We start from the raw sequence: 25,626 nt of genomic DNA on the forward strand, positions 1-25,626 counted from the left end.
CATACTATGTCGCCGTGCTCAGTGGCGCTGGTCGGATGCGCTTTGGATACCTTGTGCGACGGTCTCCTGAGCGAAGAGCTGAGCACAGTCGACGGCGTCAAAGCTGTAGTGCTGGCCGCAGAATTCGCAGTCGATTTCCACCTTGCCACGCTCTTCCAGAATGCTGTCGACCTCGGGTTGACCCAGCGTGCGCAGCATGGAGCCCACGCGCAGCCGAGAGCACGAGCAGCGAAAACGCGGGCTCTGCGGCTCGAACATGCGGATGCCGGCGGCTTCCATTTCTTCCCAGTACAGCCGCTTGATCAGCGTGTCGATGGGCTGCTCGAGCAATTCGTCACGGCGCAGCGTCTCGCCGAGCTGGCAGACGCGTTCCCACGTGTCGAGGTCTTGCTCCTGCACGTCCTGGTGCAGCGGCTGACCGGTCTCGCCGACCTGCGCAGGCGCGTGGCCCGTGCGGCCTTCCATCGCACCGCCATACGAAGGCAAGCGCTGCAGCAGCATGCCCGACGCGACCTTGTTGTCAGCCGCCAGCCACAGGCGCGTGTCAAGCTGCTCAGAGCTTTGCATGTAGTGCTCAAGCACCTCGGTGATGCTCGCGAGTGGCCCGTTTTCGTCCGACAGCGGCACGATGCCCTGATACGGCTGCTGGCCCGGCAGCTTGTCTTGCGGATCCAGCGTGATGGCGAAGCGTCCGTTGCCGTGCACATTGACCATGGCGGCCAGCGTGGCGTCGTCGGCAATCTCGGCGCCTTCGGCAATCTTGGCCGTGGCGCGCATCGACAGGTCGGAGTTGCACTCGACGACCAGCATGTGCACCGGGCCGTCGCCATGCAGCTGCATGACGAGCGCGCCGTTGAACTTCAAGTTGGCCGACAGCAACGCGGCGGCGGCCATCATCTCGCCCAACAGCGTACTGACCGGGGCAGGGTAGCGGCGGCGGCCCAGCACCTCTTGCCACGTCCCTTCCAGGCGCACCAGTTCACCGCGCACGGGCGCGGCGTCGAATACAAATTTCTTCAGCTCGTCAGTCATCCATCGATCCGTTTCAGTTGCTGCTTGTACATCGCCTGGCGCACCGCATACGTTTCGGTGTTCAGGTGCATCTTGGCGATGTCGTCTTCCGTCAGTTTGCGCACGGCCTTTGCAGGCGCGCCCAGAATGAGTGTGCCGTCTTCGAAGACCTTGCCTTCGGTGACGATCGCGCCCGCGCCCACCAGACAGTTCTTCCCGATCACCGCGCGATTGAGCACCACCGCCTGGATGCCGATCAGCGAGCCCTCGCCAATCGTGCACCCATGCAGCATGGCCTGGTGGCCGATCGTTACGCGGTCGCCGATGTTCAGCGGGCAGCCCGGATCGGTGTGCAGCACCGAGCCTTCCTGCACGTTGCTGGCCTCGCCCACGGTAATCGGCTCGTTGTCGCCGCGGATGACGGCGCCGGGCCACACGCTTGCGCGTGCTTTCAGCTCCACGCGCCCGATGACGGTCGCTTCCGGGGCCACATAGGCGTTGGCGTCAATGGTCGGGGCAACATCGCCGAGTTGGTAGAGGGCCATGCGATCGGTCTCCAGAATCTGCGTAGGTGGGGGGAAAAGGGCGCGTCTTCAAGCTTGCCGGGCAAGGCAGGCCGATGCGTCGAACTAAAATGGCGGAAAGTCCAAATTGTACGCTGATGACCGCTCCGCAACCTCGCCACCAAACGCCCGCTGACACGCTCCGTCATGCTGCCCTTGCCGCGCTCTGTCTCACCGATCCGGCCAGCAAGGTGGACGCCACGCTGCGTCTGGGCGAGCGCGCCAAGAGCGTCGACGCCGCGCGCTGGGGCATTGATGAAGCCATTGCGGCTCCGGAAAGCGGTGTGCCCGGGCGGCCCGACGCTCCGGTGCTCGTGCCGCCTGCTGAGGTTCCGCGTCGCCGTGCGATCGATACGCCACGCGGTCGCGGCGCTTTGCTCCACGCGCTCGCGCATATTGAATTCAACGCCATCAATCTTGCGCTCGACGCCGTGTGGCGTTTTGCTGGCATGCCGGTGGCTTTCTACGAAGACTGGACGCGCGTGGCGGCAGAAGAGGCGACGCACTTTTCGCTGCTTTCCGCCCATCTGGCCACGCTCGATTGCCGCTACGGCGATCATCCCGCCCACGACGGCCTGTGGCAGATGACGGAGAAAACCGCCGCCGATCCGCTCGCGCGCATGGCGCTCGTGCCACGCACGCTGGAGGCGCGGGGGCTCGATGCTTCACCGCCGATCCGGGCCAAGCTCGCGCAGGCTGGCGACATGGCGGCTGCAGGCATCCTCGACATCATCCTGCGGGACGAGATTGGGCACGTAGCGGTCGGCAACCGCTGGTACCGCTGGCTCTGCGAGCGCGCGGGGCTGGACCCCGTGCCGACGTATCGCAAGCTGGCCGAGCAGTACGGTGCGCCGCGTTTGCGCGGGCCCTTCAACCTCGAAGCCCGGCGTCAGGCCGGTTTCGACGACGACGAAATTGCCGCGCTGGAAGCCTCGTTCTAAGCGCTACAGGGTTGTCCATCCACCGCTATAATCGCCAGAAAAAGAACGATCGTTCGATTTCTATTCGGTGACGGAAACCATGGACTCCACCACACAGCCTGCCGCACGTCAGGCCTCCCGCTCGACCTTTCTGCCCGTGCGCGGCCTGCGCTACCACATCCGCGAATGGGGCGAGTCGGGGGCGCCCATCCTCTTCCTGTTTCATGGGTGGATGGATGTGTCGGCATCGTTCCAGTTTCTGGTCGATGCGCTGCGCGAGCGCTGGCATATCGTGGCACCGGATTGGCGCGGCTATGGCCAGTCTGCCCGGCCCACCGATGCCCCCGGCGTCGAGAGCTACTGGTTTGCCGACTACGTGGCCGACCTTGAAGCCATCATCGATCACTATCAGCCGGAGGGGCAGGTGACGCTGGTCGGGCACAGCTTGGGCGCCAACGTGGTGTGCCTGTACGCGGGCATCCGGCCCGAGCGCGTTCGGCGTGTGGTCGACTTGGAAGGCTTCGGCATGTCGGCGTCGAAGGCGTCGCAGGCGCCGCGCCGCTATGCGCGCTGGCTCGATGAACTGAAGGACAAGCCGCGTCTCAACACTTACGCCACCGTCGAAGACGTCGCCGCGCGCCTCCAGAAAACGAATCCGCGTCTGCCGGCCGACAAGGCGGCATTCCTGGCGCAGCACTGGTCGAGCCGGAATGCCGAAGGCCGCTGGGAAATCCTTGGCGACCCGGCGCACAAGATCATCAATCCGCAGCTGTATCGGTTGGATGAGGTGATGGAAATCTGGCGCCGTGTTACCGCGCCCGTGCTGCACGTTGAGGCAGTCGATTCGCCCACACTAAAAGCCATTGCAGGCGACGTGCCGCTGGCCGAATTCAAGACGCGCTTTGCGGCGTTTCCTGATTTCCGTGAGGTGCTCATTGCGGATGCGGGCCACATGCTGCATCACGACCAGCCGGAGCAGGTGGCCGCGCTCATCGAAGAGTTCTGCATGCAGCGTTGAGCGGAAGCTCAATCAAGAAACCGCTGTGCCGTGCCCGGCGGCGGCAGGATGCAGGTGTCTGACCGCCCAAACCATCGATAGCGGTTGCGTGCGATGCGGCGGTAAACGGCGTCGCGCAGTCTTGCCGGGATCAACCAACCGATCCATGCCAACCGCCACGGCCAGCCGAGCACATGCAGGATGCGCAGGACGGCGGCGCTTTCCCGCCATGCCTGGCCGTCACGCACGAACAGGACGGTATCGACGTCATCCGGATTCACGCCAGCCTGCGCAAGCAATCGTCGCCCGGTCTCGCCTTGCATGGAGGCAAAACGCAGCATGCCTTGTCGATCATGTCGCAGCAGAAATTGGATCGAGCCGCTGCACAGCAGGCAGTGCGCATCGTAGACGACGATCATGCGCGCTCCGCCGTCGCCAGATCGAGATAACCTCGATACGCCGCCACCACGCCGAGCAACGGTACGCTGGCGTGGACGTTGAAATGGAAGCGGTCACCGTCACCGGACTCTTCGGCCAACACGGCAGGCCGCAGCCAAGCAGGGCACGGGATGCCGAGAAAGCGCAAGCCTTTCAGGCGCATCTGCAACACACCGTGATTCGCCTCCAGCGCAAAGAACAGACGCACCGCGCCGAGCCGCTCTGTGAGGCGCCCCTTGTGCAGGGATAGCGTCGAGCGCATCGTGTGGCGGGGGAAATGGCGCGTCCAGGCTTCTTCCGTGGCGCCAGCGTTGAGCGAGATGCGGATCGGGCCACGCGTCGGTGTCCGCGGCGTGCGAATGCACCATGCAAGCACGCGTGCGAGGCGCGATGCGGGCGGTTCCGTTTCGACCTCGCCGTGCAGGGTCACCGCGCCGGTCATTCGGTGGAATGTCTGCACGGCCGGCGCCAGTTCCGCATATCGCGCGCCCAGCACAGTTTCGTAGAGCGACGGTGCGCGCATGCGATAACTTATTCCGCCGTGACATGCAGCTTTGTCTGCAGCCCCGCATCGTTGCTCGAGTGCGTATGCACGAGCGTTTTGTCGGGGTTCGCGTAGCGATAAGCACGCCGCAGCGCCATCGCCACCTCGTGGAAGCCCGACAGAATCAGCTTCTGCTTGTTCGGATACAGCGCGATATCGCCGGCGGCAAACACGCCTGGGCGCGAGGTCTCGTACGCCGTTGTTTCCACCGTGATCCGGCCCGCGCGCATTTCCACGCCCCAGTTGGCAATAGGGCCCGGCTCGGAGACCAGCCCATATAGCGCGATCAGTTCATCGCAGGGCAGCACGGTTTCGCCGTCGCGCCCGCGGATGGCTGCGCTGGTGAGTGTGCCGTCGGGCGTGCTGTCCAGGCGCGAAAGCATGCCGAGCACGAAGTCCATTTCGCCGGCGGCGACGGCGGCGCGCATTTCAGCGACGCTCGCGTCGGCCGCGCGGAAGCCTTCTCGCCGATGGACCAGCGTCACGCGTGCGGCGACCTTGCGCAACGCGAGTGCCCAGTCGAGCGCGGAATCCCCGCCGCCGGCAATGACGACGCGCTTGCCCGCAAAGCGCGCGGTGTCGCGCACGGCGTAATGGAGATGGCGGCCTTCCAGCGCGGCCGCTTCAGGCAGGGCCACGCGTTGTGGCGTGAAAGCGCCGTTGCCCGCCGTGATCAGGACGGCGGCGCAGTCGAACACGTCCCCGGCGCTTGTCGTGACGCGAAAGCGCTGACCGTGCTCGGTTTCCAGCGTTTCGACGGTCTCAGCGCGTCGGTTGCAAAGAATGGGGTAGTTGAATGGCGCGCACTGGGCCATCAGTCGGTCGACAAGTTCCTGCGCAGTGCATGACACCAGCGCCGGGATGTCGTAGATGGGTTTTTCCGGGTACAGCTCCGTGCATTGGCCGCCCGGCCGGTCCAATGCATCCACGAGCACACACGACATGCCGAGCACGCCCGCCTGGAACGCCGCGAACAGGCCCACCGGCCCGGCCCCCACGACGAGCACGTCGATGCGTTGCTCCAAGGGCTGGGGGGAATCTGCGTTGAGGGTGGCGGCGGAAGTCATGGCAAAGCGTCGAGAACGAAACAATGCGGCCACTATAGCCCGCAGCAAGCGGCGCGCCGCGAACACCGTCACGGGCAGTCGGGTCTTCCGGATGCCAAACCGCGGCGGGATGGTCCCCCGGTTGCGCGCCGCAGCAGTAAAATGGCGGAATGCCAAATCTCTCCGCTGCCTCCGCCCGAAATGCTGATCTGCACTGCCATTCCACGGTGTCGGACGGCATGCTCGCGCCGCACGAAGTGGCCGCCCGCGCTGCTGCCCACGGCGTGACACTTTGGGCATTGACCGACCACGACGAAGTGAGCGGGCAGGCCGCAGCACGCGAAGCCGCGACGGCGCTGGGCATGGATTACCTCTCTGGTGTGGAGATTTCGGTCACGTGGGCAGGGCGCACGCTGCACATCGTCGGCCTGGGTATCGATCCGGAAAACGCGGATCTGGTGGTGGGCCTGGAGCGCACACGCTCCGGTCGCTGCGCGCGTGCCGAAGACATCAGCGCCGCGCTGGCCAAGCTGGGCATCGAAGGCGCCTATGAAGGCGCGTTGCGCTATGCCGGTAATCCGGACATGGTCTCCCGCACGCACTTCGCGCGCTTCCTCGTCGAGCACGGCCACTGCCGGGATATCCACGAGGTGTTCGACCGCTACCTCGGCGACGGCAAGCCGGGCTACGTGCCGCATCGCTGGGCACGCCTGGCCGATGCGATCAACTGGATCAAAGGCGCGGGTGGCGTCGCAGTGATGGCGCATCCGGGGCGCTACACGCTGTCGCTGGTCGAGCACGGCGCCCTGTTTGATGAATTCAAGGCGCTGGGCGGCGAGGGCGTCGAGGTCATCACCGGCAGCCATACACCCGACCAATACGCGCTGTACGCCGACGTTGCCCGCCGCTACGGCCTGCTGGCGTCGCGCGGTTCAGATTTCCACGGCCCGGGTGAGGGCCGCGTCGAGCTTGGCACGCTGCCGCCGCTGCCCGACAACCTGACGCCGGTCTGGAGCCGGTGGATGGCCTGAGCGCGCGACCTGCCATGTCCCAGTTCTTCCAGATTCATCCGACCACGCCGCAAGGGCGTTTGATTCGCCAGGCGGCGGAGATCATCCGCGCCGGAGGCCTAGTCGCGCTGCCTACCGATTCCTGCTACGCGCTCGCCTGCCATCTGGACGACAAATCTGCCGTCGAGCGCCTGCGGCGCGTGCGCGGCATCGACGAAAAGCATCACCTCACGCTGATGTGCCGTGACCTTTCCGAGCTGGCCACGTTTGCGCGCGTCGACAACAAGCAGTACCGCGTGCTGAAGGCGGCCACGCCGGGGCCGTTCGTCTTCCTGCTGGAGGCGACCAAGGAGGTGCCGCGCCGGCTTTCGCATCCGTCGCGCAAGACGATCGGCCTGCGCGTACCGGAACACGCGATCCCCCTGGCGCTGATGGCTGAACTCGGTGAGCCGCTGCTTTCCGCCACGCTGCAGCTGCCCGGCGACGACGAGCCGCTCAACGAGGCCGAGACCATTCGCGATCGGCTCGAAAAGCAGCTCGAACTCGTTATCGACGGCGGCCCAGCCCCGGCCGAACCTACCACCGTCATCGACCTGACGAGCGGCGAGCCCGAACTCGTGCGCCAGGGCCGGGGCGATCCTGCCCGCGTGGGCTTATAGGCGACGCCTTGGCGCGTGCTTCGGTAGCGCCGTCGTGCGGCGCGCGCTTGCTACAATAGCCCGCCTATGGACCCCACACTGATCCAGAACATCGCGGTTTACGCGATTCCCGTCCTGTTTGCCATCACGCTGCATGAGGCGGCGCACGGCTATGTTGCGAAGCATTTCGGCGACGATACGGCCTATGTCATGGGCCGCATCAGCATCAATCCGCTGCGGCACATCGATCCCATCGGCACGATCGCGATGCCGCTGCTCCTGTATTTCGCCACCAAGGGCGCGTTCGTGTTCGGTTATGCCAAACCGGTGCCGGTGCGCTTTGGCCATCTGCGTGATCCGCGCTGGCATGGCATGTGGGTGGCGCTGGCCGGGCCCGCCACCAACTTTGTCCAGGCGATCTTTTGGGGCGTGCTGGCAGTTGTGTTCGCGGTGGGCGGCGTGAACGAGCCGTTCCTGATCGGCATGGCGCGCGCGGGCATTCTCGTCAATATGGTGATGGCGGCGTTCAACATGTTTCCGCTGCCACCGCTCGATGGCGGACGCGTGCTGGCTGCGCTCTTGCCGCCCCGTATGGCGCTGGGCCTGTCGCGCATCGAGCCGTTCGGCTTCTTCATCGTGATGGCGTTGATCATTTCCAACGTCATTACCAATGTCTGGATGCGCCCCATCATGGCGCTGCTGTTTCAACTGCTGCAGTGGATTCTGAGTCCGCTGCAGATGCTGTTTTCCTGAGTCTTCAACTCCATTTCCCACATGTTTCCTGACCGCGTTCTCTCTGGCATGCGTCCGACCGGTGCGCTGCACCTGGGGCATTACCACGGCGTCCTGAAAAACTGGGTCCGGCTGCAAGCCGAATACCCGTGCTTCTTCTTCGTCGCCGACTGGCATGCGCTGACCACGCACTACGAGTCGCCCGAGGTGATCGAGGAGTCTGTGTGGGAGATGCTGATCGACTGGCTGGCCGCCGGTGTCGATCCGACCCAATCCACGCTGTTCATCCAAAGCCGCGTGCCCGAGCATGCCGAACTGTTCCTGCTGCTCTCGATGGGCACGCCGCTGGGCTGGCTCGAACGCGTGCCGACGTACAAGGATCAGATCGAGAAGCTCAAGGAGAAGGATCTCTCCACCTACGGCTTCCTCGGCTACCCGCTGCTGCAGGCCGCTGACATCCTCATCTACCGGGCTGGCTTTGTCCCCGTGGGCGAAGACCAGGTGCCGCACGTCGAGATGACCCGCGAAGTTGCCCGCCGCTTCAACTACCTGTACGGCCGCGAACCGGGCTTCGAAGAGAAGGCGCTTGAAGCGGCCAAGAAGCTCGGTGGCAAGCGCGCCAAGCTGTATCTGGAGCTCCGCACGGCCTACCAGGAGCGCGGCGAAGACGAAGCGCTGGAGCAGGCGCGCGCACTGCTGGCCGAGTCGCAGAGCCTCTCGATGGGCGACCGCGAACGCCTGTTCGGCTACTTGGAAGGTGCTCGCAAGATCATCCTGCCCGAGCCGCAGGTGCTGCTGACCGAGGCATCGCGCATGCCCGGTCTTGATGGCCAGAAGATGTCCAAGTCGTACGGCAACACGATCCGCATGCGCGAGGACAAGGAAACCGTCGAGAAAAAGGTCCGCACCATGCCGACCGACCCGGCCCGCGTGCGCCGTACCGATCCGGGCGATCCGGACAAGTGCCCGGTCTGGCAGCTGCACCAGGTCTACTCAGATGCCGACACGAAGGAATGGGTGCAGAAGGGCTGCCGCAGCGCAGGCATTGGCTGCCTGGAATGCAAGCAGCCGGTGATCGAGGGCATCCTGCGTGAACAGCAGCCGATGCTTGAGCGCGCCCAGAAATACATGGACGATCCGTCGTTGCTGCGCGCCATCATCGCCGATGGTTGCGACAACGCTCGCAAGGTCACGCAAGAGACCATGCGCGAGGTGCGCGAGGCGATGGGTCTGACGTACAGCTGATGGGCCGTTGATGTCTGCTGCCGCATCGGAACCGCATACGCTTGCTGCGCCGTCGCCCTGGGTGGTGCGCTGGGCGGCTGAACTGCCGGCGGGCGCTTCCGTGCTGGACGTGGCTTGCGGCAGTGGCCGCCACGTGCGCTGGCTCGCGGCGCGCGGCCTGCGCGTGACGGGCATCGACCGTGACGCGGCTGCGCTTTCGGGCCTCGCCAGCGTCGCACAAACCATCGTCGCCGACATCGAAGAGAACCCGTGGCCGTTGCCTGCCGGAGCCACTTTCGATGCCGTCGTCGTCACGAATTACCTCCACCGACCGCTTTGGCCGCGCTTGCTGGCAGCCGTCGCGCCGGGTGGCCGGCTGATCTACGAAACCTTTGCCGCGGGAAACGAAACCGTCGGGAAGCCGTCGAACCCGGCATTCCTGCTGGCGCCGGGTGAATTGCTTGACGCGGTGCGAGGCCAGTTGCGGGTGATCGGCTACGAAGACGGTTTTCTCGCATCGCCCCGGGAGGCTTACGTGCAGCGGGTTTGCGCCGTCCGCCAGCCTGCTGGAGTGGTTGCGCCGCGCTACGCACTTTGAAGTTGCTGAGGACGACGTCTTACCCGTCTCTTGGCGGGTGTCAGATGTGGCGAATCGGTTCTGACGATCCGGTACAATCCGACTGTTTACGTTCACGCTTTTGTCTGCTTTCGAAACCATGATCCAGATTTCCGGCAGTCTCGTCGCCATCGTCACGCCCATGCACGAGGACGGCAGCCTTGATTTCCCGTCCCTGCGCAAGCTCATCGACTGGCACATCGCCGAAGGCACCGACGGCATCGTGATCGTCGGCACCAGCGGTGAATCGCCGACCGTGTCGGTGGAAGAGCACCGTGAGCTGATCCGCGTGGCGGTCGAGCAGGCCAACAAGCGCGTTCCCATCATTGCCGGCACCGGCGGCAACTCCACCACCGAGGCGGTCGAGCTGACGGCCTACGCCAAGCAAGTGGGCGCCGATGCCTCGCTGCAGGTCGTGCCGTACTACAACAAGCCGACGCAGGAAGGCATGTATCTGCACTTCCGCAAGGTGGCCGAGTCGGTGGATCTGCCGGTCATTCTGTACAACGTGCCGGGCCGCACCGTGGCCGATATGACAGTCGAAACGATGCTGCGTCTGGCTGAAGTGCCGGGCATCATCGGCGTGAAGGAAGCTACCGGCAACATCGACCGCGCGGCACACCTCATCAAGGGCGCACCGGCCTCATTCAAGATTTACAGCGGTGACGATCCGACGGCCATCGCGCTGATGCTGCTGGGTGGCCACGGCAACATTTCCGTGACGGCCAACGTGGCGCCGCGTGCCATGCACGAGCTGTGCGCCGCTGCCATGCGCGGCGACGTGGAAACGGCTCGCCGCATCCACATGCAACTGCTGTCGGTGCACAAGAACCTGTTCGTCGAATCGAATCCGATCCCCGTCAAGTGGGCTCTCCAGGCCATGGGCAAGATGGAAGGCGGCATCCGCCTGCCGTTGACGCCGCTGGCACCCCAGTATCACGAGGTTGTGCGCGCATCCTTGAAGGATGCCGGGCTGCTCTCCTGATTGTTTCAAGGCGCTTCTCAGGCCCTTAAGCCATCGTTCTCATCTGAAGGATCGCAAGTCAATGAAACTGCACCAAACCCGTCGCGGGGCTGTGGCGACGTCCGCTCAACTGTTGCTGGCCGCGCTGTCGGTTGCCCTGATTTCCGGTTGCGATACCGTCAATGAGGTGATGCAGCCGGACCGCATCGATTACAAATCGCAGGCCAAGAAGGGCCCGACGCTTGAGATCCCGCCCGACTTGACCGGCATCCAGGCTGATCGTCGCTATGCCGCACCGGACACGGGCACGACGACGCTGTCGGCGTACACGTCGACGGCGCCCAAGGTCACGACGCCGGGCTCGGGTACCGACAACGTGCTGCCTGCCGTGTCCGACATGCGCATCGAGCGTGATGGCAATCAGCGCTGGCTGGTCGTGAAGACCACGCCGGATGCCCTGTGGCCGCAATTGCGCACCTTCTGGCAGGAACTTGGCTTCCTGCTGGTGATCGACTCGCCCGAGACCGGCATCATGGAAACCGACTGGGCCGAGAACCGCGCGAAGATTCCGCAGGACATCATTCGCCGCACCGTCGGCAAGGTGTTCGACGGTCTGTACTCGACGTCTGAGCGCGACAAGTTCCGCACCCGCATCGAGAAGGGCCCGAATGGCACGGTCGAGGTCTACATCTCGCACCGCGGCGCGCAGGAACAACTGGTCGGTTCGTCCAAGGACCAAACCGTGTGGACGCCGCGTCCGGCCGATCCGGAGCTCGAAGCCGAATTCCTCTCGCGCCTGATGCAGCGCCTAGGCGCCAGCAAGGAGGCCGCACAGCAGAAGCTCGCGCAAACGCAGGCTGCGCACCCCGTGCAAGACGGCACGAAAGCCGAGCCGGCCCCGCGTACCGGCCCGTCTTTGCTGACGCAGTCGAATGGCCAGCCGGTCCTGCAGGTACCGGAGCCCTTTGATCGTGCTTGGCGTACCGTGGGTCTGGCACTGGACCGCGTGAACTTTACCGTGGATGACCGTGACCGTTCGCAGGGCGTGTACTTCGTCCGTTACGCTGATACGCGCGCCGAAGCGAACGCACCGGGCTTCTTCTCGCGCCTGTTCTCGGGCACGAAGATCGAAGATCTCAAGCGCGCCAAGCGTTACCGCGTGGTGGTGAAGGATGCCGGCACGTCGTCGACCGTGCTGGTCCAGAACGACGATGGCTCCGCGCAGACCGGCGACATCGGCAAGCGCATCCTGTCGCTGCTCGACGAGCAACTTCGGTAATCGGCATCATGCAGTACAGCTGCCTAGGTGGGCGATGACACTGAGATTCGCCAGCCTTGGCAGCGGCAGTGAAGGGAATGCGCTGCTCGTCGAATCCGCGAGCGGCGCGACATGCACGCGCATCCTGCTGGATTGCGGCTTCGGTATCCGGGAGACCGTTCGGCGGCTTGAACGCCTGGGCTGTACGCCGGAATCCCTGAACGCCATCCTCGTCACGCACGAGCATAGCGATCACGTTGGCAGCGCCTATGCGGTTGCCGCCAAATTCAATATCCCCGTCTGGACCAGCCACGGCACATATCGCGCGACCGAAAACCTACGCGGCGCCGACCGTGCAGCCGTGCGTTTCTGCCGCGCCGACGATGTGTTCTCCGTCGGCGATCTGCAAATCTTGCCTTACACCGTGCCGCACGACGCGCGCGAGCCGCTGCAGTTCGTCTTCAACGACGGTGCGCGACGCCTGGGTGTGCTGACCGATGCCGGGATGTCGACGGAATACCTTTGCACGCATCTGGCGGGCATGCACGCCCTCGTGCTCGAATGCAATCACGACCGCGAGATGCTGGCCAATTCAGCCTATCCGTGGTCATTGAAACGTCGCATCGGCGGGGATTTTGGCCACTTGGCCAACGACATAGCAGCTGCGATCCTCGCGCGTGTGCGCCACGATGGGCTGCATACGGTTGTGGCTGCGCATCTATCCAAGCAGAACAACACGCCGCAATTGGCAGCCGAGGCCATCGCCATGCCGCTGGGTGCTCGCGTAGACGACGTGCCGATCGCGGATCAGGAAGAGGGCCTGCTTTGGCGCACCGTTTGAGTGCGATAGCCTTCGCCGGAGGCTGCTTGTAAGATTCAGAAACAACTTTGAATGGCGGATGGGCGTTGTCGTTGCTGTCCGGATGTCGCAGCCCACTCGCCCATGAAAAAAGCCGACCCGAAGGTCGGCTTTTTCGTCTCGCGAGAAACGCGATTACTGCTTAGCAGCCGGAGCCGATGCAGCAGCGTCCGAAGCAGCCGGAGCAGCAGCGGCGTCCGAAGCGGCCGGGGCAGCCGGAGCCGATGCAGCGGCGTCCGAAGCAGCCGGAGCAGCCGGAGCGGCAGCAGCCGGAGCCGAAGCTTCAGGAGCGGCGGCCGGAGCAGCAGCTTCTTCCTTCTTACCGCAAGCAGCCAGAGCCACAGCAGCCATCAGCGAGGCGATCAGGAGAGACTTTTTCATTTTTTCGATCCTTAAACTGAATATGGAAAGCGGACAACAAAAAGGGCGATGAATAATTACCGGTAATTATCGCTCAGGTACTACACCTTCTTCTCTGCTGGCAGCCAAGCCGCACGAGGGCTGCTCGACCTGCAAGCTAGCGTCGGATTATAGCGACCTTTACCTACCATGTGTAGCCGAGTCGGGGCTGACGCACGTGCGATTCACACCGTTTTGTAACGATCTGTTTCAATGCGGAATCATCGCCGCGCGGGACCAGCGAGCCTTAGCCAGCCCTCTTCGTACCAGGCGTGCAACGTATCCATCAGATCTGGCAAGCCGGCTGCGGCATCCACGGAAGCTGCGGTCGCACAACGCGCGTCGGCCAACGCGGAAAGCCACGCAAGCAGCGTTCCCGAAGGTTCAAACGTATCGCCGTTGATCCAGAAGCGTTGCGCGTCATACAGCGCTTGCGTGCGCGCGTCTAGCACGATGCCTTCCTTGCGCGCACGAGCCGTGAAACGGGCAAGGGGCAGGCGGGGTTGCGTGACAAAGTCGACGTGATCCTTTGGTTCGGAAAGGTACGCGCCGAGGAACTCCCCAACAAGTTCGGGCGTCCAGCGCAACGCGTTGAGCTTCTGGGCAAGTGCCTTGACCATGGCTGCCGGCAGCTCGGCGGGGCGGGCGGTAGGTTTTTGCTCGGGGTCGGCGTAACGGCCCTCGAAGTTCGGGTCGTCTTCCAGCGTTTGGGACAGGAAGCCCAGGAAGTGACCAGCCAGTTCCCGGTACGACGGTGAGCGGAAACCAATCGAGTACGTCATGCAATCGCCTTCGGCCACGCCGTCGTGCGCGTAGTGGGGCGGCAGATACAGCATGTCGCCAGGCTCGAGCACAAATTCTTCTTCGGGCTGGAAATTGGCGAGGATTTTGAGGGGCAGATCGGGGATGAGCGTGAGGTCATCCTGTGCGGAGATGCGCCAGCGGCGCTTGCCGTGGGCCTGCAGCAGGAACACGTCGTACGAATCGAAGTGCGGGCCGACGCCGCCGCCGTCGGTTGCGAAGCTGATCATCACGTCGTCGAGCCGCGCGTCCGGAATGAACCGGAAGCGCTGCATGAGCGCCTCGACCGCCGGCTCGACGAGGTTCACGCCTTGAACGAGTACCGACCAGTTGCGCGTCTTGCGCGAGGGCAACGGGCGTTCGTCGAAGGGGCCGTGGTTGAACGACCAGCGCCCGCGCGATTGCGCGATCAGGCGGGACTCGACATCGGCGCGCTCGGCCAGGGCAAGGAGCCGCTCCGGCGATAGCGGAAAGTGCAGCGCGCGCATCTCTTCGGGCGACAGCGCCTGCCGGATCAGCAAAGGTTTTTTTTGCCAGTGCGTGCGCATGAAATCGCGCGGTGACAGCCCGCCGAGGAGTTGCGCGGGACGCTCCGCCGGAAGAGCGGGTTGGACGCCGCCATCGGCAGCGTATAATGGGACTTCGTTCATGGAGTGCGCAATTGAAAATCGCGAAGAATACGGTGGTGTCGGTGGCTTACAAACTGTCCGACGCGCAGGGCAACGTCATCGAGGAATCCGATGAGCCGATGGTGTATTTGCACGGCGGCTATGATGGCACGTTCCCCAAGATCGAGGAAGCGCTGGACGGCCAGGAGCAAGGCTTCGAGACCAAACTGCAGCTCGAACCGGACGATGCGTTCGGTGACTACGATCAGGAGCTGATCAAGATCGAGCCGCGCGATCGCTTTCCGGAACCGCTCGAAGTTGGGATGCAGTTCGAAGGCGTGCCCGAAGATGGCGACGAAGAAGACGCCATTGTCTACACGGTCACCGACGTGGCGGAAGACAAGGTGGTGCTGGACGGCAACCACCCGCTGGCCGGCATGGCGCTGCGCTTCGAACTGAAGGTCACTGAAGTGCGTGAAGCCACGGCGGAGGAAATCGAGCACGGCCACGTGCACGGTGAGAACGGCCTTGAAGTGGTGGACGAGGACGAAGACGACGACAAGCCGCACACGCTGCACTGATCGGCGCGTCCATCGAGATACGAAAACGGGAGCTTCGGCTCCCGTTTTTTATTGCGCCGACGCTGGCACGATCTCCGGCGCCGGGGCGGGCGTGTTGTCGAGGCGGCGGCTACGGATATGGAAGAGCGGCGTGCGGCCCGGCGTGACAGACACCTCCAGCCAGCGATCGAGCACCGGCGACCCATAGGTGCGCGCGCGCATGACGTGCGGATCCGGGCGGCCGTCTTCGTCCTTGAGCGGACGATCCAGCATGAAGGTCTGGCTGGCCCCGTGGATGAGGAGAACGGCACCGTCGTAATCGCGCGTGAGCGCTCGCAGCTGACGCTTGAGTGCCAGGTAGCCGTCATGCGAGCGGCGGCGCAACAAACCGTCGAGCAGGGTCGGTGCGCGGCGCCGTTCCCACCCGTCTTCAAAGAGCGGATCGGCCTGCATCATGACGACCACGCCCGCCATCCTGCGCTGGCGTGCGACGGCAAAGGCGCGGGCGAGCCATTGGCGGTTGGCTTCGAGACGGTCTTCGTATTCGCCGTTGCGCCCGCCCGCCGTCTTGTAGTTGTTGTTGTCGCCGGGCACGTTGAGCGTGACGAACAGCACGTCGTTCATCGTCCAGCGCGTGTTCTCGCGGTAGCTGCGGAACTTGGCCTGATCGGACTGGCGCATGACCGTCATGGTCCGCTGGCCGAGGGTGTTGTCGTCGGGGTAGAACAGCTCTCGCAGGCGCAGGAGGCGTTCCACCGGGTCGAAGCTGCCGGCCGCGGGGCGCTGGCAATCGCTCCAGTCGTGGTCGCCCGGGATGTAGATGACGGGCGCGATCAGGCTGTCGAGCAGATGGTGGCGCGCTTCGAGCAGGGCGTCGGAGCACGACTCATCGCGGCCCTTGAGGTTACCCAGATGAACGACGAAGGCCGGGTGTTCGGCGTCGATGGCGTCCAGCAGTGCGCGCGCCGGGGCGACGTCTTCAGCGCGCTCGGGCACGTTGCCGATCACGGTGAAGGTGAATGCAGCCGGCGTGTCAATTGCAGGCTTTGCGCCCTTGGATGCCGCCGGCAGCAGCATCGCCAAGGTCATGGCGATGCATTGAAGCGTGCGGGAAGCTGTGCCGGCGCGAGTCATGGAGTCACGCGGACGGGTTCGCCAGCGCCTTGAGCCGGTACAGCGCATCGAGCGCTTCACGCGGCGTCATGTCGTCGGGGTCGATTCCGGCGAGTGCTTCCGTCAGCGCGCTGTCGGGTGCTTCGGCGTCGGCATCGTCTTCGTCGTCGGCGGGCGTGTCTGCGGCGAGAGCAAACAGGTCGAGCTGAGGCGTGGCGCCGGTGTCGGCGGAATGCTGCTCCAGCCACGCGAGCCGCTTGCGCGCGGCGCGAATGACCGGCTGCGGCACGCCCGCCAGCTGCGCGACCTGCAGCCCGTAACTCTGGCTGGCCGGGCCCTCCTGCACGGCATGCAGGAAAACGATGCCGTCACCATGTTCGACGGCGGAGAGATGCACGTTGGCGGCCTGAGCAAACTCCTGCGGCAGTTGCGTCAGCTCAAAATAGTGCGTGGCGAACAGCGTGTGGCTGCGGTTGTGCGACAACAAGTGACGCGCGATCGCCCAGGCGAGCGCAAGGCCGTCGAACGTGCTCGTACCGCGGCCGATCTCGTCCATCAGCACGAGGCTGTTGGGTGTGGCGCGGTGCAGGATGGCGGCGGCCTCCGTCATTTCGACCATGAAGGTCGAACGACCGCCCGCCAGATCATCGGCGGCGCCGATACGGGTGAAGATGCGGTCGATCGGGCCGATGACGGCCGCTTCCGCCGGCACAAATGCGCCTACGTAGGCGAGCAGCACGACCAGCGCGGTTTGCCGCATGAAGGTCGATTTACCACCCATGTTCGGGCCGGTGATCAGCAGCAGCTTGCGCGCTTCCTGCAGCATGCAGTCGTTGGCGACGAACTGTTCGACTTGCTGTTCGACCACGGGATGGCGTGCGCGCGTCAGCTCAATGCCCGGGGCATCGGTCAGCGTGGGGCGCGACCACGACAGCGCATGCGCGCGCTCGGCGAGCGTTGCCAGCACATCGGCCTGCGCCAGCGCGGCGGCGATGCGCTTGAACTCGGCCAGATGTGGCAGCAGTTTCTGCAGCAACTCTTCGTAGAGGACTTTCTCGCGCGACAGGGCACGGTCCTGCGCGGACAACGCTTTGTCTTCGAACGCCTTCAGCTCGGGCGTGATGTAGCGTTCGGCGTTCTTCAGCGTCTGGCGGCGCCGGTAATCGTCCGGCACCTTGGCGGCCTGGCCGTTGGTGACTTCAATGTAGAAGCCGTGCACGCGGTTGTATTCGACGCGCAGATTGGCGATACCGGTGCGCTCGCGCTCCCGGGTTTCCAGATCGACGAGGAACTGGCCGCAGTTTTCCGAGATGTCGCGCAGCTCGTCGAGGTCGGCATCGTAGCCGCGAGCGATGACGCCGCCGTCGCGCACCATGGCCGCCGGCTCAGCCATTACGGCGCGCTGCAGCAGGGCGTGGGCGTCTTCGGGCAAGCTGAGCGCGGCGTACAGCTCGGTCAGCAGCGGAGCCGCGTCACTCTGCGGCAGTCCTTCGCGAATCTCGGGCAGGCGCGCCAGCGTGTCACGCAACGACGACAGATCGCGCGGCCGCGCCGACAGCAGCGCCAGCCGCCCGGTAATGCGCTCCACATCCGACAGCGTGCGCAGCGTCGCACGCAACGTTTGCCAATCGCTGCCTAGCAGCACTTCAATCGCCTGCTGCCGCGCTTGAGGCACGGCGCGATCCCGCAGCGGATGATGCAGCCAGTGGCGCAGCAGGCGGCTGCCCATGCTGGTCGCGCAGGTGTCGAGCAGCGAGAACAGCGTCGGCGATTCCTGCCCACGCAGCGTCTCGGTCAGCTCCAGGTTGCGGCGCGTGGCGGTGTCCAGGCCGATGAATTCGCTTTCGTGCTCGACGGTCAGGCCGATCACGTGACGCAGCGATTGCCCTTGCGTGGCTGCCGCGTAGTTCAACAGTGCGCCGGCGGCCGCCAGTGCGGCCGTCAACGTTTCGGCGCCAAACGCGACGAGGCTCGCTACGCCGAGTTGTTCACGCAGGCGGCGCGTGCCGGCTTCCACGTCGAAATGCCAATCGGGCAGGCGCGTGCGGGCGACATCAAGCTGGATTGTGTTGAGCGTCGCATCGTCGGCCAGCACTTCCGCGGGGCGGATGCGTTCGAGTTCGCGGTCGAGCTGGTCGGGGCTGCATTCCATCACGCGCAATTCGCCGCCGACGAGGTTGAGCCACGCCAGGCCCATCAGCGGCGCCGTGCCGCGCTTGCCGGGCAGGTGCGCGATGGCCAGCAGATGGTTGTTGACCTTGTCGGAGAGCAGCGCGGCGTCCGTCAACGTGCCCGGCGTGACGACGCGCACGACCTTGCGCTCGACCGGTCCCTTGGTCGTCGCCGGGTCTCCGATCTGCTCGCAGATGGCGACGGATTCGCCCAGCTTGACCAGCTTGGCGAGGTACTGCTCCGCAGCGTGGAACGGGATGCCCGCCATGCGGATCGGATGTCCGTTGGAACTGCCGCGTGCGGTGAGCGTGATGTCGAGCAGGCGCGAGGCTTTTTCGGCGTCTTCAAAGAAGAGCTCGTAGAAGTCGCCCATGCGATAGAAGACAAGCGTGTTTGGATGCCCAGCCTTCAAGCGAAGGTACTGTTGCATCATTGGAGTGTGCTTGTCGAAGGGGCCGTATTTCGGGTCGATCTCCAGAACCGGAGCGGAGTGTTCAGCCATGAGTACCAATGCGCAGCGCGCGGTCCGATGTCATGCGATCAGGCCGCGCGCGGAAGGTGTTGAATCGCGCAATTGTTGCATACCCGCGATGCTGCTTCACTGCTTATCGTCGGCGAGCCGGGCTTCCAGAAAGTCGAGAAAGCACGCAATCCGCGACGCCAGCTGCGTGTTGCGGTAGTACACCGCGTGAATTGACTGCAGTACCTCGACGGTGGCATCCGGCAGCACCTGCACAAGATCGCCGGCGCGGCGGTCTTCGGCGGTCATGAAGTCGGCCAGGCAGACGATGCCCGCGCCTTGCAGTGCGAGTTGGCGCAGGGTTTCACCGCTTGATGCCTTGAGCGTGGGCTCGATGCGCAGGCGGTCGCCGTGCGGGCCGCGCAGAGGCCAGAGATTCAGCGATTCCGGCTGCACGAAGCCGAGCAGGGCGTGCTTCTGCAGGTCATCCAGATGACGCGGCCGGCCGTGTGCTTTCAGATAGGCGGGGCTTGCCAGCACCCGTAGTCGCCGCGTGCCGAGCAGACGCGCGCGCAGGGTGGAGTCGCGCAGCGTGCCGATGCGGATCGCCACGTCGGTGTCTTCTTCCAGCAGGTCGATGATCAGGTCGTTGGTGTTCAGTTCCAGCTCGATCTGCGGATACTGTGCGCGGAAGTCCGGCACCAGCGGCGCCACCACGTGCAGCATGAACGGCATGGCGGCGTTGATGCGCAGGCGGCCGGCAGGCTGCTGGCGGCGCAGTGCCATCTGCTCCTCGGCCTCGTCGACGGCGGCGAGGATGCTGCGCGCTTGCGCCAGGAACGTGGCACCCTCGTCGGTGAGCGACAGGCGGCGCGTGGTGCGCGAGAGCAGGGTGGTGTCCAGCTTCTCTTCCAGGCGGCGCAGCGCCCGGCTTACACCCGACACGGTCTGGCCGAGTTGCTCCGCAGCGGCCGTGACGGAGCCCGTATCGACCACCGTGCGGAACGCGAGCAGTTCTTCGAGCGTGGTTTTCATCGCTGATTATCAATTTAAGATCAAAAGAATTCTGCCCAATGTGGCGCGATTTGCAAAGATCGGCGGGCGCGGGCGTCGCCGTGGGAGCGTCGAAATGCCGCGCAGCCGCTCCCCGCGCGGGTAGGCGCCCTCAAGGTTGGCGCTCTGCCTGCCGATAGACCATCCGGACCCCTAAAACCATAGTGGAACCGCGTTTGCGCAAACGGCGCCTCGCGGCTCCGCATCCGGAGACTCTGGAATGAGCAAGCTCAGCTTTCGCCAAAAGCTTTGGCTGCCGTTGGTCATCAGCCTTGTCGCGCTGACCTTGATCTCGGTATTCAACGCGTATCAGGCGCGCGAGATCCGCGTGGAGGAGCGCAAGAACAACCTCGTCAGCGTGACGACCATGGCCATGAACCTGGCCAAGCAGTACGACGACCTGACCAAGAACGGTACGTTGACCAAAGACGCCGCGCAGAAGGAGGCGCTCGACCGCTTCAAGGCGCTGCGCTACGACAAGGATGGTTACTTCACCATCACGAGCTCCAACAACGTGGTGGTGATGCACCCGATCAAGCCCGAGTTCATCGGCAAGGACCAATCCGGCTTCAAGGATGCGCAGGGCAATGCGGTCTACATGGGCCTGACCAACGCGGCCAAAGATCCCAAGGGCGGATTCACCAGCTACGTTTGGCCGAAGGTCGGTGGCACGGAACCGGTGCCCAAGACGGCTTTTGCAATGCGCTATGAGCCGTGGGACTGGGTCTTCTCGACCGGCGTCTACATGGACGACATCAATGCCGCATTCATGACTTCGCTGTACCAGACGGGCGGCCTGCTGGTGCTGGTGGGCGGTTTGCTTGTGTTGCTGGGCGGCATCGCGAACCGCGGCCTGCAGCGCACGCTCGGCGGGGACCCTGCCTACGCAGCCGATGTGGCCAATCGCATCGCCGGCGGCGACCTGACGGTCGAGATCGCCACCCGTGCCGATGACAACCATAGCCTGCTCTACGCCATGAGCCGCATGCGCGGCGCGCTGGTGCAGACCATCGGCCGCATCAAGGGCGCTTCGGAAACCATTGGCACCGCCACGCGCGAGATCGCCAGCGGCAACCTCGACCTGTCGTCGCGCACCGAGCAGCAGGCCAGCTCGCTCGAGGAAACGGCTTCGGCCATGGAGCAGCTGATGTCGACGGTGCAGCAGAATGCCGACAACGCCCAGCAGGCCAACCAACTGGCGGCGTCCGCCTCGGATGTGGCCGTACGCGGCGGCGATGTGGTGACGCGCGTGGTGGAGACGATGGGCTCGATCAACGCGTCGTCACGCAAGATCGTCGACATCATCGGCGTGATTGACGGCATTGCCTTCCAGACCAACATCCTCGCGCTGAATGCCGCCGTGGAAGCTGCCCGCGCCGGTGAGCAGGGCCGCGGCTTTGCCGTGGTGGCCGGTGAGGTGCGCAGCCTCGCGCAGCGCAGTGCCGCGGCCGCCAAGGAAATCAAGGCGCTTATTGACGATTCCGTCGTCAACGTGGATGCGGGCAGCGCGCTGGTGGAAGAGGCCGGCACGACGATGCGCGAAATCGTCGCGAGCGTGAAGCGCGTGACCGACATCGTCGGCGAGATTTCGTCGGCGAGCCAGGAACAGCGCTCGGGCATTGAAGAAGTGAGCCACGCCGTCACGCAGCTTGACGACGCTACGCAGCAGAACGCCGCGCTGGTGGAGCAGGCCGCCGCGGCCGCGCAATCGCTCGAAGAGCAGGCGGTGAGTCTCACGCAGGTGGTGGCGCAGTTCCGCCTCGATGCGCATGCGCTGCGTGCTCCCGCCATGGTGGCCAAGGTTGAAGCGGTGGTTGCGCCGGCCAAGCCTGTCGCGGTTGCAACGCCGGCTGCTCCGTCCGCCCCGGCAGCCGCCAAGGTTGAAGCGCCGCGCCGCGCGGCCGCCAAGCCGAGCACCGAGGCCACCAAGCCCCGGTTGACGTCGCGCAAGCCGCCTGTACTGCGCAAGGCTGCTGCAACGCCGGCTGACCGAATCGAAAAAGTCGAGAAGAGCCCGTCTGCACCTGCTGCCATCCCTGCGAGCCTCGCCAAAGCGAAGCCCCTGGTGGCCGCCGGAGACGACGGTGACTGGGAAACCTTCTGACCTGCAATTGACCTTCCCTCGTTGACCTCGCGCACGCAATCGCGTGCCTGCCCGGATCCCGGAGAAAAGATGGACCGCATTTTGAAGAACACCAGCGTGCGCGCTGGCCTGCTTGCGATTCTGATCACCTTTGCATCGATGATCGTCGTCGGGGCGGTGGTGGGTGTGCTGGCCCTTCGCACCACCAACACGGCTACCGAGCGCGTGCATGAGATTTCCGACCGCAGCATGCTGTTGAACGACGCGTACAAGGACATGCAGCGGGCGCGCACCGGCATGTCGCGCCTGTACAGTGTCCTGCGGGAGAACATGGATGACGCTGCCAAGACGGCGGCGCTCGCCAGCTCGGACAAAGGCCTGAAGAAGGCAATCGAACAGGTGGAGGCCTTCAAGAATGCGCCACCCATCGAAGGTGTAGACGAGTCGCTGCGCCAGGCGATCGTCCAGGCCGCACAGACGCACATCGAAGCCGTGCAGCGCGCCCTGGCGGCTTTGCGCGCCGGTGATGCCGCAGCCTATGCCCCGATCAATTACAAAGATGTGACCGATACCGGTGCGGCGTGGTCGGTGCAGATCGAGAATTTCCAGCAGCTCGTGAAGAAGCTTGCCAAGGACGAGGCCGACAACGGCCGCGCGCGCTATGAAACGATTCTGAAGTTCGTGGCGCTTGGTATTGCGATGGCGCTGGCGTTGATCGTGGCGGTGTTCTACGGGCTCAAGGCCTTCGTGATCACGCCGCTCAACGAAGCCGTGACCGTGCTGAGCCGCGTGGCTGAAGGCGATCTGGCGGTGCACGTCAAAACGGGCGGCCGCAATGAGCTCGGCCGCTTGCTGGCTGCCGTGGCCCGCATGCGCGAAAGCCTGGTGAACACCGTGCGCCAGGTACGCCACAGCTCCGATTCGGTCAACACCGGCGCGCACGAAATCGCCAGCGGCAACCTCGATCTGTCGACGCGTACGGAGCAGCAGTCTGCCTCGCTGGAAAAGACCGCCGCGAGCATGGAGCAGATGACCTCCACCGTGACCAACAATTCGGAGAATGCCCGTCAGGCCAGCGCGCTGGCGTCGAATGCGGCGGACCTCGCTTCGCGCGGCGGCGACGTGGTGCGCGGCGTGGTGGCCACCATGGACGACATCAGCGCGGGCTCGCGCAAGATGGCCGACATCATTGGCGTGATTGACGGCATTGCCTTCCAGACCAACATCCTGGCGCTCAACGCTGCCGTGGAAGCCGCCCGCGCCGGTGAGCAGGGCCGCGGCTTTGCCGTGGTGGCTGGCGAAGTGCGCGCGCTGGCGCAGCGCAGTGCTGCCGCCGCCAAGGAAATCAAGACGCTGATCGACGATTCGGTGTCGCGCGTGCAAGCGGGCCACACGCAGGTCGCGCAGGCCGGCGAGACCATCAACGAGACGGTGGAGGCCGTGCGTCGCGTCGCCAATATCGTTGAGGACATTGCTTCCGCCTCGGCCGAGCAGACGCAAGGCATCCTGCAGATCGGTCAGGCCGTGACAGAAATGGAGCAGGTGACGCAGCAGAACGCAGCGCTGGTCGAACAGGCCGCTGCCGCCGCGCAGTCGCTTGAAGAGCAGGCACAGAACCTCACGCAGGTCGTGTCGCAGTTCCGGCTGGATGGGGCCGAGATCGCCGCCATGGCCGCGACGAAACCCCAGAAGGTTGCAAAGCCTGAAGCCAAGGCCGCTGCAAAGCCGGCCAGCACGGCCAAGCCCGCGCGAACCGCGCTGCGCAAGCGTGAGCCAAAGATGGCAACTGCGCCGGCGGCTTCTGTGCCGGCAGCACCCGCCGCTGCCGTTTCTGCCGCTGCCCCGGCTCGCAAGCAACCGCTGGCTGTGGCTGGCGGCGGTTCCGACGCCGATTGGGAAACCTTCTGATCGGTCGCGAACTCAGGCTTCGAGCGCTGGGCCATCGATGCGTTTGGCCCAGCTTTCCACCTCGCCGCGCGCGAGGCGGCCCTCGACCAGCTTGCGCCATGACGGCGTGAGCGGCAGCGTCAGCATGTCGGCCAGTGCTGCACGGTCGAGCATGTTGCGGTAAAGCACGTCCAGCACACGCGACAGTGGCCATTGCGGCCATGGGCGCTCGAGCCATTCGAGCGTATCGCCCGCGCGGAGCGTGCCGCCTTCCAGTACCCGGTAATACCAGCCCGTGCGGCCCGTGTGTTGCACGCGGCGCGCCATGTCGCGCGTGTTGAAGCGGTCGTTGAGCTTCCAGCACGGCTGGCGCAGTTGCGACACTTCCAGCACCACGCTCCCCGCGCGCAGGCGGTCGCCCACACAGATGTCCGCTTCGCTGATGCCCGTCGTGCTCAAGTTCTCGCCGAACGCGCCGGGCTGGGCCAGCACCGGCTGTGCGCCGATATCCGCTTGCCAAGCCGCGTAGTGGTCGAACGGGTAGTGGTGAATCGCCTTGTCAGGGCCGCCGTGCACATGCAGATCGCCTTGCTCATCGCCCACGATGCCGTTGATGCCGACTTCCACCGCGTCGCGCACGGCGCGCTTGTCGATGGCGCTGCGGGAGCCCGGGCGCGTGTAGTCGACCGCGCGTCCGGTGAGGACGGTGTCGATGCGGATGGGGCCGGGCAGCGTCATGCGGCCTCCGCGCGATCCAGCCAAGCGGTAAAGACCTCGCGCGCGCGTTGCGACAGGCGTTCCGCGACGGCCGGTACCTGCGCCCGCAACGCACGTGGGTCGATGCCCGCCGCGCCGAGTTCCGCCGCATGCCCGATCAGCCACGCTTCCAGCTCCTCCAGATTTGCCTCCAGATGGAATTGCAGCGCGAGTGCGTGGTTGCCGATGGCGAAGGCCTGTTCTGAACAGACTGCCGTGAACGCCAGCCGTTGCGCGCCAGGCGGCAAGTCGTATCGATCGCCATGCCAATGCAGCACCGGCGTGCCGTCGGCCAGCGGCGCGAGCGGTGAGTCTGTGCCTGCAGCCGTGAGCGTGATGGGGGCAAAGCCGATCTCCTTCACGCCCATCGGCTTGACCGCCGCGCCCAGCGCCCGCGCCATCAGCTGCGCACCCAGGCAGATGCCCAGCAGCGGCTTGCGGGCCGCCAGCCGTTGCGTAATGGCGGCTGCTTCATCGCGTACGAACGGATACGTTGCATCGTCGTACGCACCGATCGGCCCGCCCAGCACGATCAGCAGATCGGCATTCACCATGTCGTCCGTCGGCACCGGCTGGACGCCTACGTCAACGGTGCGCACCGTGTAGCCGCGCGCCTTGAGGACCGGCTGGAGAAGGCCGAGGTGCTCGAATGGAACGTGGCGCAGGGCGAGAGCGGTTTTCATGGCAGGCGGTGGCGTTGAGGGGGGAGCTCATTGTGAATGAGGAGCGCAGCTGGAAAAAGCCGTGCAGCTGACGAGGGTTTGCTTTGCCGTCTCCGGCGCAGTGCGGCGGCGGAAGTTGCCGACTAAGCGTTGCTTACATCTGCTCTTAACAACGTGCATCGGTACCCCCTCGAAAAAGGCCGAGCGGGGGGATGCTCCTTCCTTAGCAGTTCATTAAGATCGCCGCTCGGC

General features: G+C 64.9%; 25 protein-coding genes. 13 read left to right on the top strand and 12 right to left on the bottom strand.

The window, feature by feature from the left end; all coding sequences use genetic code 11:
- Positions 1-18: 18 nt before the first annotated feature.
- Positions 19-1,032: an Hsp33 family molecular chaperone HslO gene (gene hslO, locus R2669_RS18290; protein WP_316901629.1), complete on the bottom strand. Its 1,014-nt coding sequence runs from the start codon at positions 1,030-1,032 to the stop codon at positions 19-21.
- Positions 1,029-1,556, bottom strand: a complete 528-nt coding sequence (locus R2669_RS18295) for a gamma carbonic anhydrase family protein (protein ID WP_004626140.1) — start codon at positions 1,554-1,556, stop codon at positions 1,029-1,031. Before R2669_RS18295 ends, hslO begins: the two co-directional genes overlap by 4 nt.
- A gap of 89 nt (positions 1,557-1,645) precedes the next feature.
- On the opposite strand from R2669_RS18295, the gene R2669_RS18300 reads away from it, so the two are divergent.
- Both R2669_RS18300 and R2669_RS18305 read left to right on the top strand, forming a co-directional pair.
- Positions 1,646-2,515 (top strand): ferritin-like domain-containing protein, encoded by an 870-nt coding sequence (locus tag R2669_RS18300; protein WP_430708814.1) that lies wholly within the window; start codon positions 1,646-1,648, stop codon positions 2,513-2,515.
- A 79-nt stretch (positions 2,516-2,594) separates the two neighbouring features.
- Entirely contained in the window at positions 2,595-3,512 is a 918-nt protein-coding gene (locus R2669_RS18305) for an alpha/beta fold hydrolase (protein WP_147213614.1), read from the top strand.
- A gap of 8 nt (positions 3,513-3,520) precedes the next feature.
- Here R2669_RS18305 and R2669_RS18310 read toward each other — a convergent pair whose 3' ends face one another.
- The 3 genes from R2669_RS18310 to R2669_RS18320 are packed head-to-tail and all read right to left on the bottom strand — an operon-like array spanning position 3,521 to position 5,540.
- Positions 3,521-3,910, bottom strand: a complete 390-nt coding sequence (locus R2669_RS18310; RefSeq protein WP_316901633.1) for a thiol-disulfide oxidoreductase DCC family protein — start codon at positions 3,908-3,910, stop codon at positions 3,521-3,523.
- Positions 3,907-4,452: a DUF4166 domain-containing protein gene (locus tag R2669_RS18315; protein ID WP_316888009.1), complete on the bottom strand. Its 546-nt coding sequence runs from the start codon at positions 4,450-4,452 to the stop codon at positions 3,907-3,909. Before R2669_RS18315 ends, R2669_RS18310 begins: the two co-directional genes overlap by 4 nt.
- An 8-nt stretch (positions 4,453-4,460) precedes the next feature.
- Positions 4,461-5,540, bottom strand: a complete 1,080-nt coding sequence (locus R2669_RS18320) for an NAD(P)/FAD-dependent oxidoreductase (protein WP_316888007.1) — start codon at positions 5,538-5,540, stop codon at positions 4,461-4,463.
- Between the two features lie 149 nt (positions 5,541-5,689).
- Here R2669_RS18320 and R2669_RS18325 point away from each other — a divergent pair, with 149 nt between their 5' ends.
- From R2669_RS18325 to R2669_RS18360, 8 genes are all read left to right on the top strand, one after another.
- Complete coding sequence (locus R2669_RS18325) at positions 5,690-6,550, top strand: 3',5'-nucleoside bisphosphate phosphatase (RefSeq protein ID WP_316901635.1); 861 nt, start codon at positions 5,690-5,692, stop codon at positions 6,548-6,550.
- Between the two features lie 14 nt (positions 6,551-6,564).
- Positions 6,565-7,188, top strand: coding sequence for an L-threonylcarbamoyladenylate synthase (locus tag R2669_RS18330; RefSeq protein ID WP_004626152.1), 624 nt, complete (start codon positions 6,565-6,567; stop codon positions 7,186-7,188).
- A 66-nt stretch (positions 7,189-7,254) separates the two neighbouring features.
- Entirely contained in the window at positions 7,255-7,920 is a 666-nt protein-coding gene (locus R2669_RS18335) for a site-2 protease family protein (protein ID WP_027677695.1), read from the top strand.
- A 21-nt stretch (positions 7,921-7,941) separates the two neighbouring features.
- Positions 7,942-9,144: a tryptophan--tRNA ligase gene (locus tag R2669_RS18340; protein WP_027677694.1), complete on the top strand. Its 1,203-nt coding sequence runs from the start codon at positions 7,942-7,944 to the stop codon at positions 9,142-9,144.
- A gap of 10 nt (positions 9,145-9,154) precedes the next feature.
- The gene (locus R2669_RS18345; RefSeq protein ID WP_316901637.1) at positions 9,155-9,721 is read left to right on the top strand and encodes a class I SAM-dependent methyltransferase; all 567 of its coding nucleotides are present in this window, start codon (positions 9,155-9,157) and stop codon (positions 9,719-9,721) included.
- Positions 9,722-9,839: 118 nt separating this feature from the next.
- Complete coding sequence (gene dapA, locus R2669_RS18350; protein WP_147213623.1) at positions 9,840-10,724, top strand: 4-hydroxy-tetrahydrodipicolinate synthase; 885 nt, start codon at positions 9,840-9,842, stop codon at positions 10,722-10,724.
- A 61-nt stretch (positions 10,725-10,785) separates the two neighbouring features.
- A complete protein-coding gene (bamC, locus tag R2669_RS18355) occupies positions 10,786-11,982 on the top strand; it encodes an NlpB/DapX family lipoprotein (RefSeq protein ID WP_147213624.1) in 1,197 nt (398 codons plus the stop codon).
- Between the two features lie 34 nt (positions 11,983-12,016).
- Positions 12,017-12,802, top strand: a complete 786-nt coding sequence (locus tag R2669_RS18360; RefSeq protein ID WP_147213625.1) for an MBL fold metallo-hydrolase — start codon at positions 12,017-12,019, stop codon at positions 12,800-12,802.
- Between the two features lie 153 nt (positions 12,803-12,955).
- Here R2669_RS18360 and R2669_RS18365 read toward each other — a convergent pair whose 3' ends face one another.
- Together R2669_RS18365 and R2669_RS18370 are read right to left on the bottom strand one after the other, a co-directional pair.
- The gene (locus tag R2669_RS18365; protein ID WP_316875834.1) at positions 12,956-13,201 is read right to left on the bottom strand and encodes a hypothetical protein; all 246 of its coding nucleotides are present in this window, start codon (positions 13,199-13,201) and stop codon (positions 12,956-12,958) included.
- Between the two features lie 239 nt (positions 13,202-13,440).
- Positions 13,441-14,670 carry a ribosomal protein uL16 3-hydroxylase gene (locus tag R2669_RS18370; RefSeq protein WP_316875836.1) on the bottom strand — a complete coding sequence of 410 codons (1,230 nt, stop codon included), beginning with the start codon at positions 14,668-14,670 and terminating at the stop codon, positions 13,441-13,443.
- A gap of 11 nt (positions 14,671-14,681) precedes the next feature.
- Between R2669_RS18370 and R2669_RS18375 the strand changes: the two genes are divergently transcribed.
- On the top strand, positions 14,682-15,209 hold the full coding sequence (locus R2669_RS18375; RefSeq protein WP_147213627.1) for an FKBP-type peptidyl-prolyl cis-trans isomerase: 528 nt from the start codon (positions 14,682-14,684) through the stop codon (positions 15,207-15,209).
- 48 nt (positions 15,210-15,257) lie between these two features.
- Here R2669_RS18375 and R2669_RS18380 read toward each other — a convergent pair whose 3' ends face one another.
- The 3 genes from R2669_RS18380 to R2669_RS18390 form a co-directional block, all read right to left on the bottom strand.
- Entirely contained in the window at positions 15,258-16,322 is a 1,065-nt protein-coding gene (locus R2669_RS18380; RefSeq protein WP_316888003.1) for a hypothetical protein, read from the bottom strand.
- A 4-nt stretch (positions 16,323-16,326) separates the two neighbouring features.
- Positions 16,327-18,975 carry a DNA mismatch repair protein MutS gene (gene mutS, locus R2669_RS18385; protein WP_316901639.1) on the bottom strand — a complete coding sequence of 883 codons (2,649 nt, stop codon included), beginning with the start codon at positions 18,973-18,975 and terminating at the stop codon, positions 16,327-16,329.
- Positions 18,976-19,071: 96 nt separating this feature from the next.
- A complete protein-coding gene (locus R2669_RS18390; RefSeq protein WP_316901641.1) occupies positions 19,072-19,968 on the bottom strand; it encodes a LysR substrate-binding domain-containing protein in 897 nt (298 codons plus the stop codon).
- A gap of 238 nt (positions 19,969-20,206) precedes the next feature.
- Here R2669_RS18390 and R2669_RS18395 point away from each other — a divergent pair, with 238 nt between their 5' ends.
- Complete coding sequence (locus R2669_RS18395; RefSeq protein ID WP_147213677.1) at positions 20,207-22,090, top strand: methyl-accepting chemotaxis protein; 1,884 nt, start codon at positions 20,207-20,209, stop codon at positions 22,088-22,090.
- Between the two features lie 69 nt (positions 22,091-22,159).
- A complete protein-coding gene (locus tag R2669_RS18400; RefSeq protein ID WP_316901643.1) occupies positions 22,160-23,977 on the top strand; it encodes a methyl-accepting chemotaxis protein in 1,818 nt (605 codons plus the stop codon).
- Positions 23,978-23,989: 12 nt separating this feature from the next.
- On the opposite strand, the gene R2669_RS18405 is transcribed toward R2669_RS18400, so the two are convergent.
- The gene (locus R2669_RS18405) at positions 23,990-24,694 is read right to left on the bottom strand and encodes an MOSC domain-containing protein (RefSeq protein ID WP_316887994.1); all 705 of its coding nucleotides are present in this window, start codon (positions 24,692-24,694) and stop codon (positions 23,990-23,992) included.
- Complete coding sequence (locus R2669_RS18410) at positions 24,691-25,395, bottom strand: glutamine amidotransferase (RefSeq protein ID WP_316901645.1); 705 nt, start codon at positions 25,393-25,395, stop codon at positions 24,691-24,693. Before R2669_RS18410 ends, R2669_RS18405 begins: the two co-directional genes overlap by 4 nt.
- Between the last annotated feature and the right edge of the window lie 231 nt (positions 25,396-25,626).

The sequence above is a fragment of the Ralstonia edaphi genome (assembly GCF_958350185.1).
In the GTDB taxonomy this organism is placed as follows: domain Bacteria; phylum Pseudomonadota; class Gammaproteobacteria; order Burkholderiales; family Burkholderiaceae; genus Ralstonia; species Ralstonia edaphi.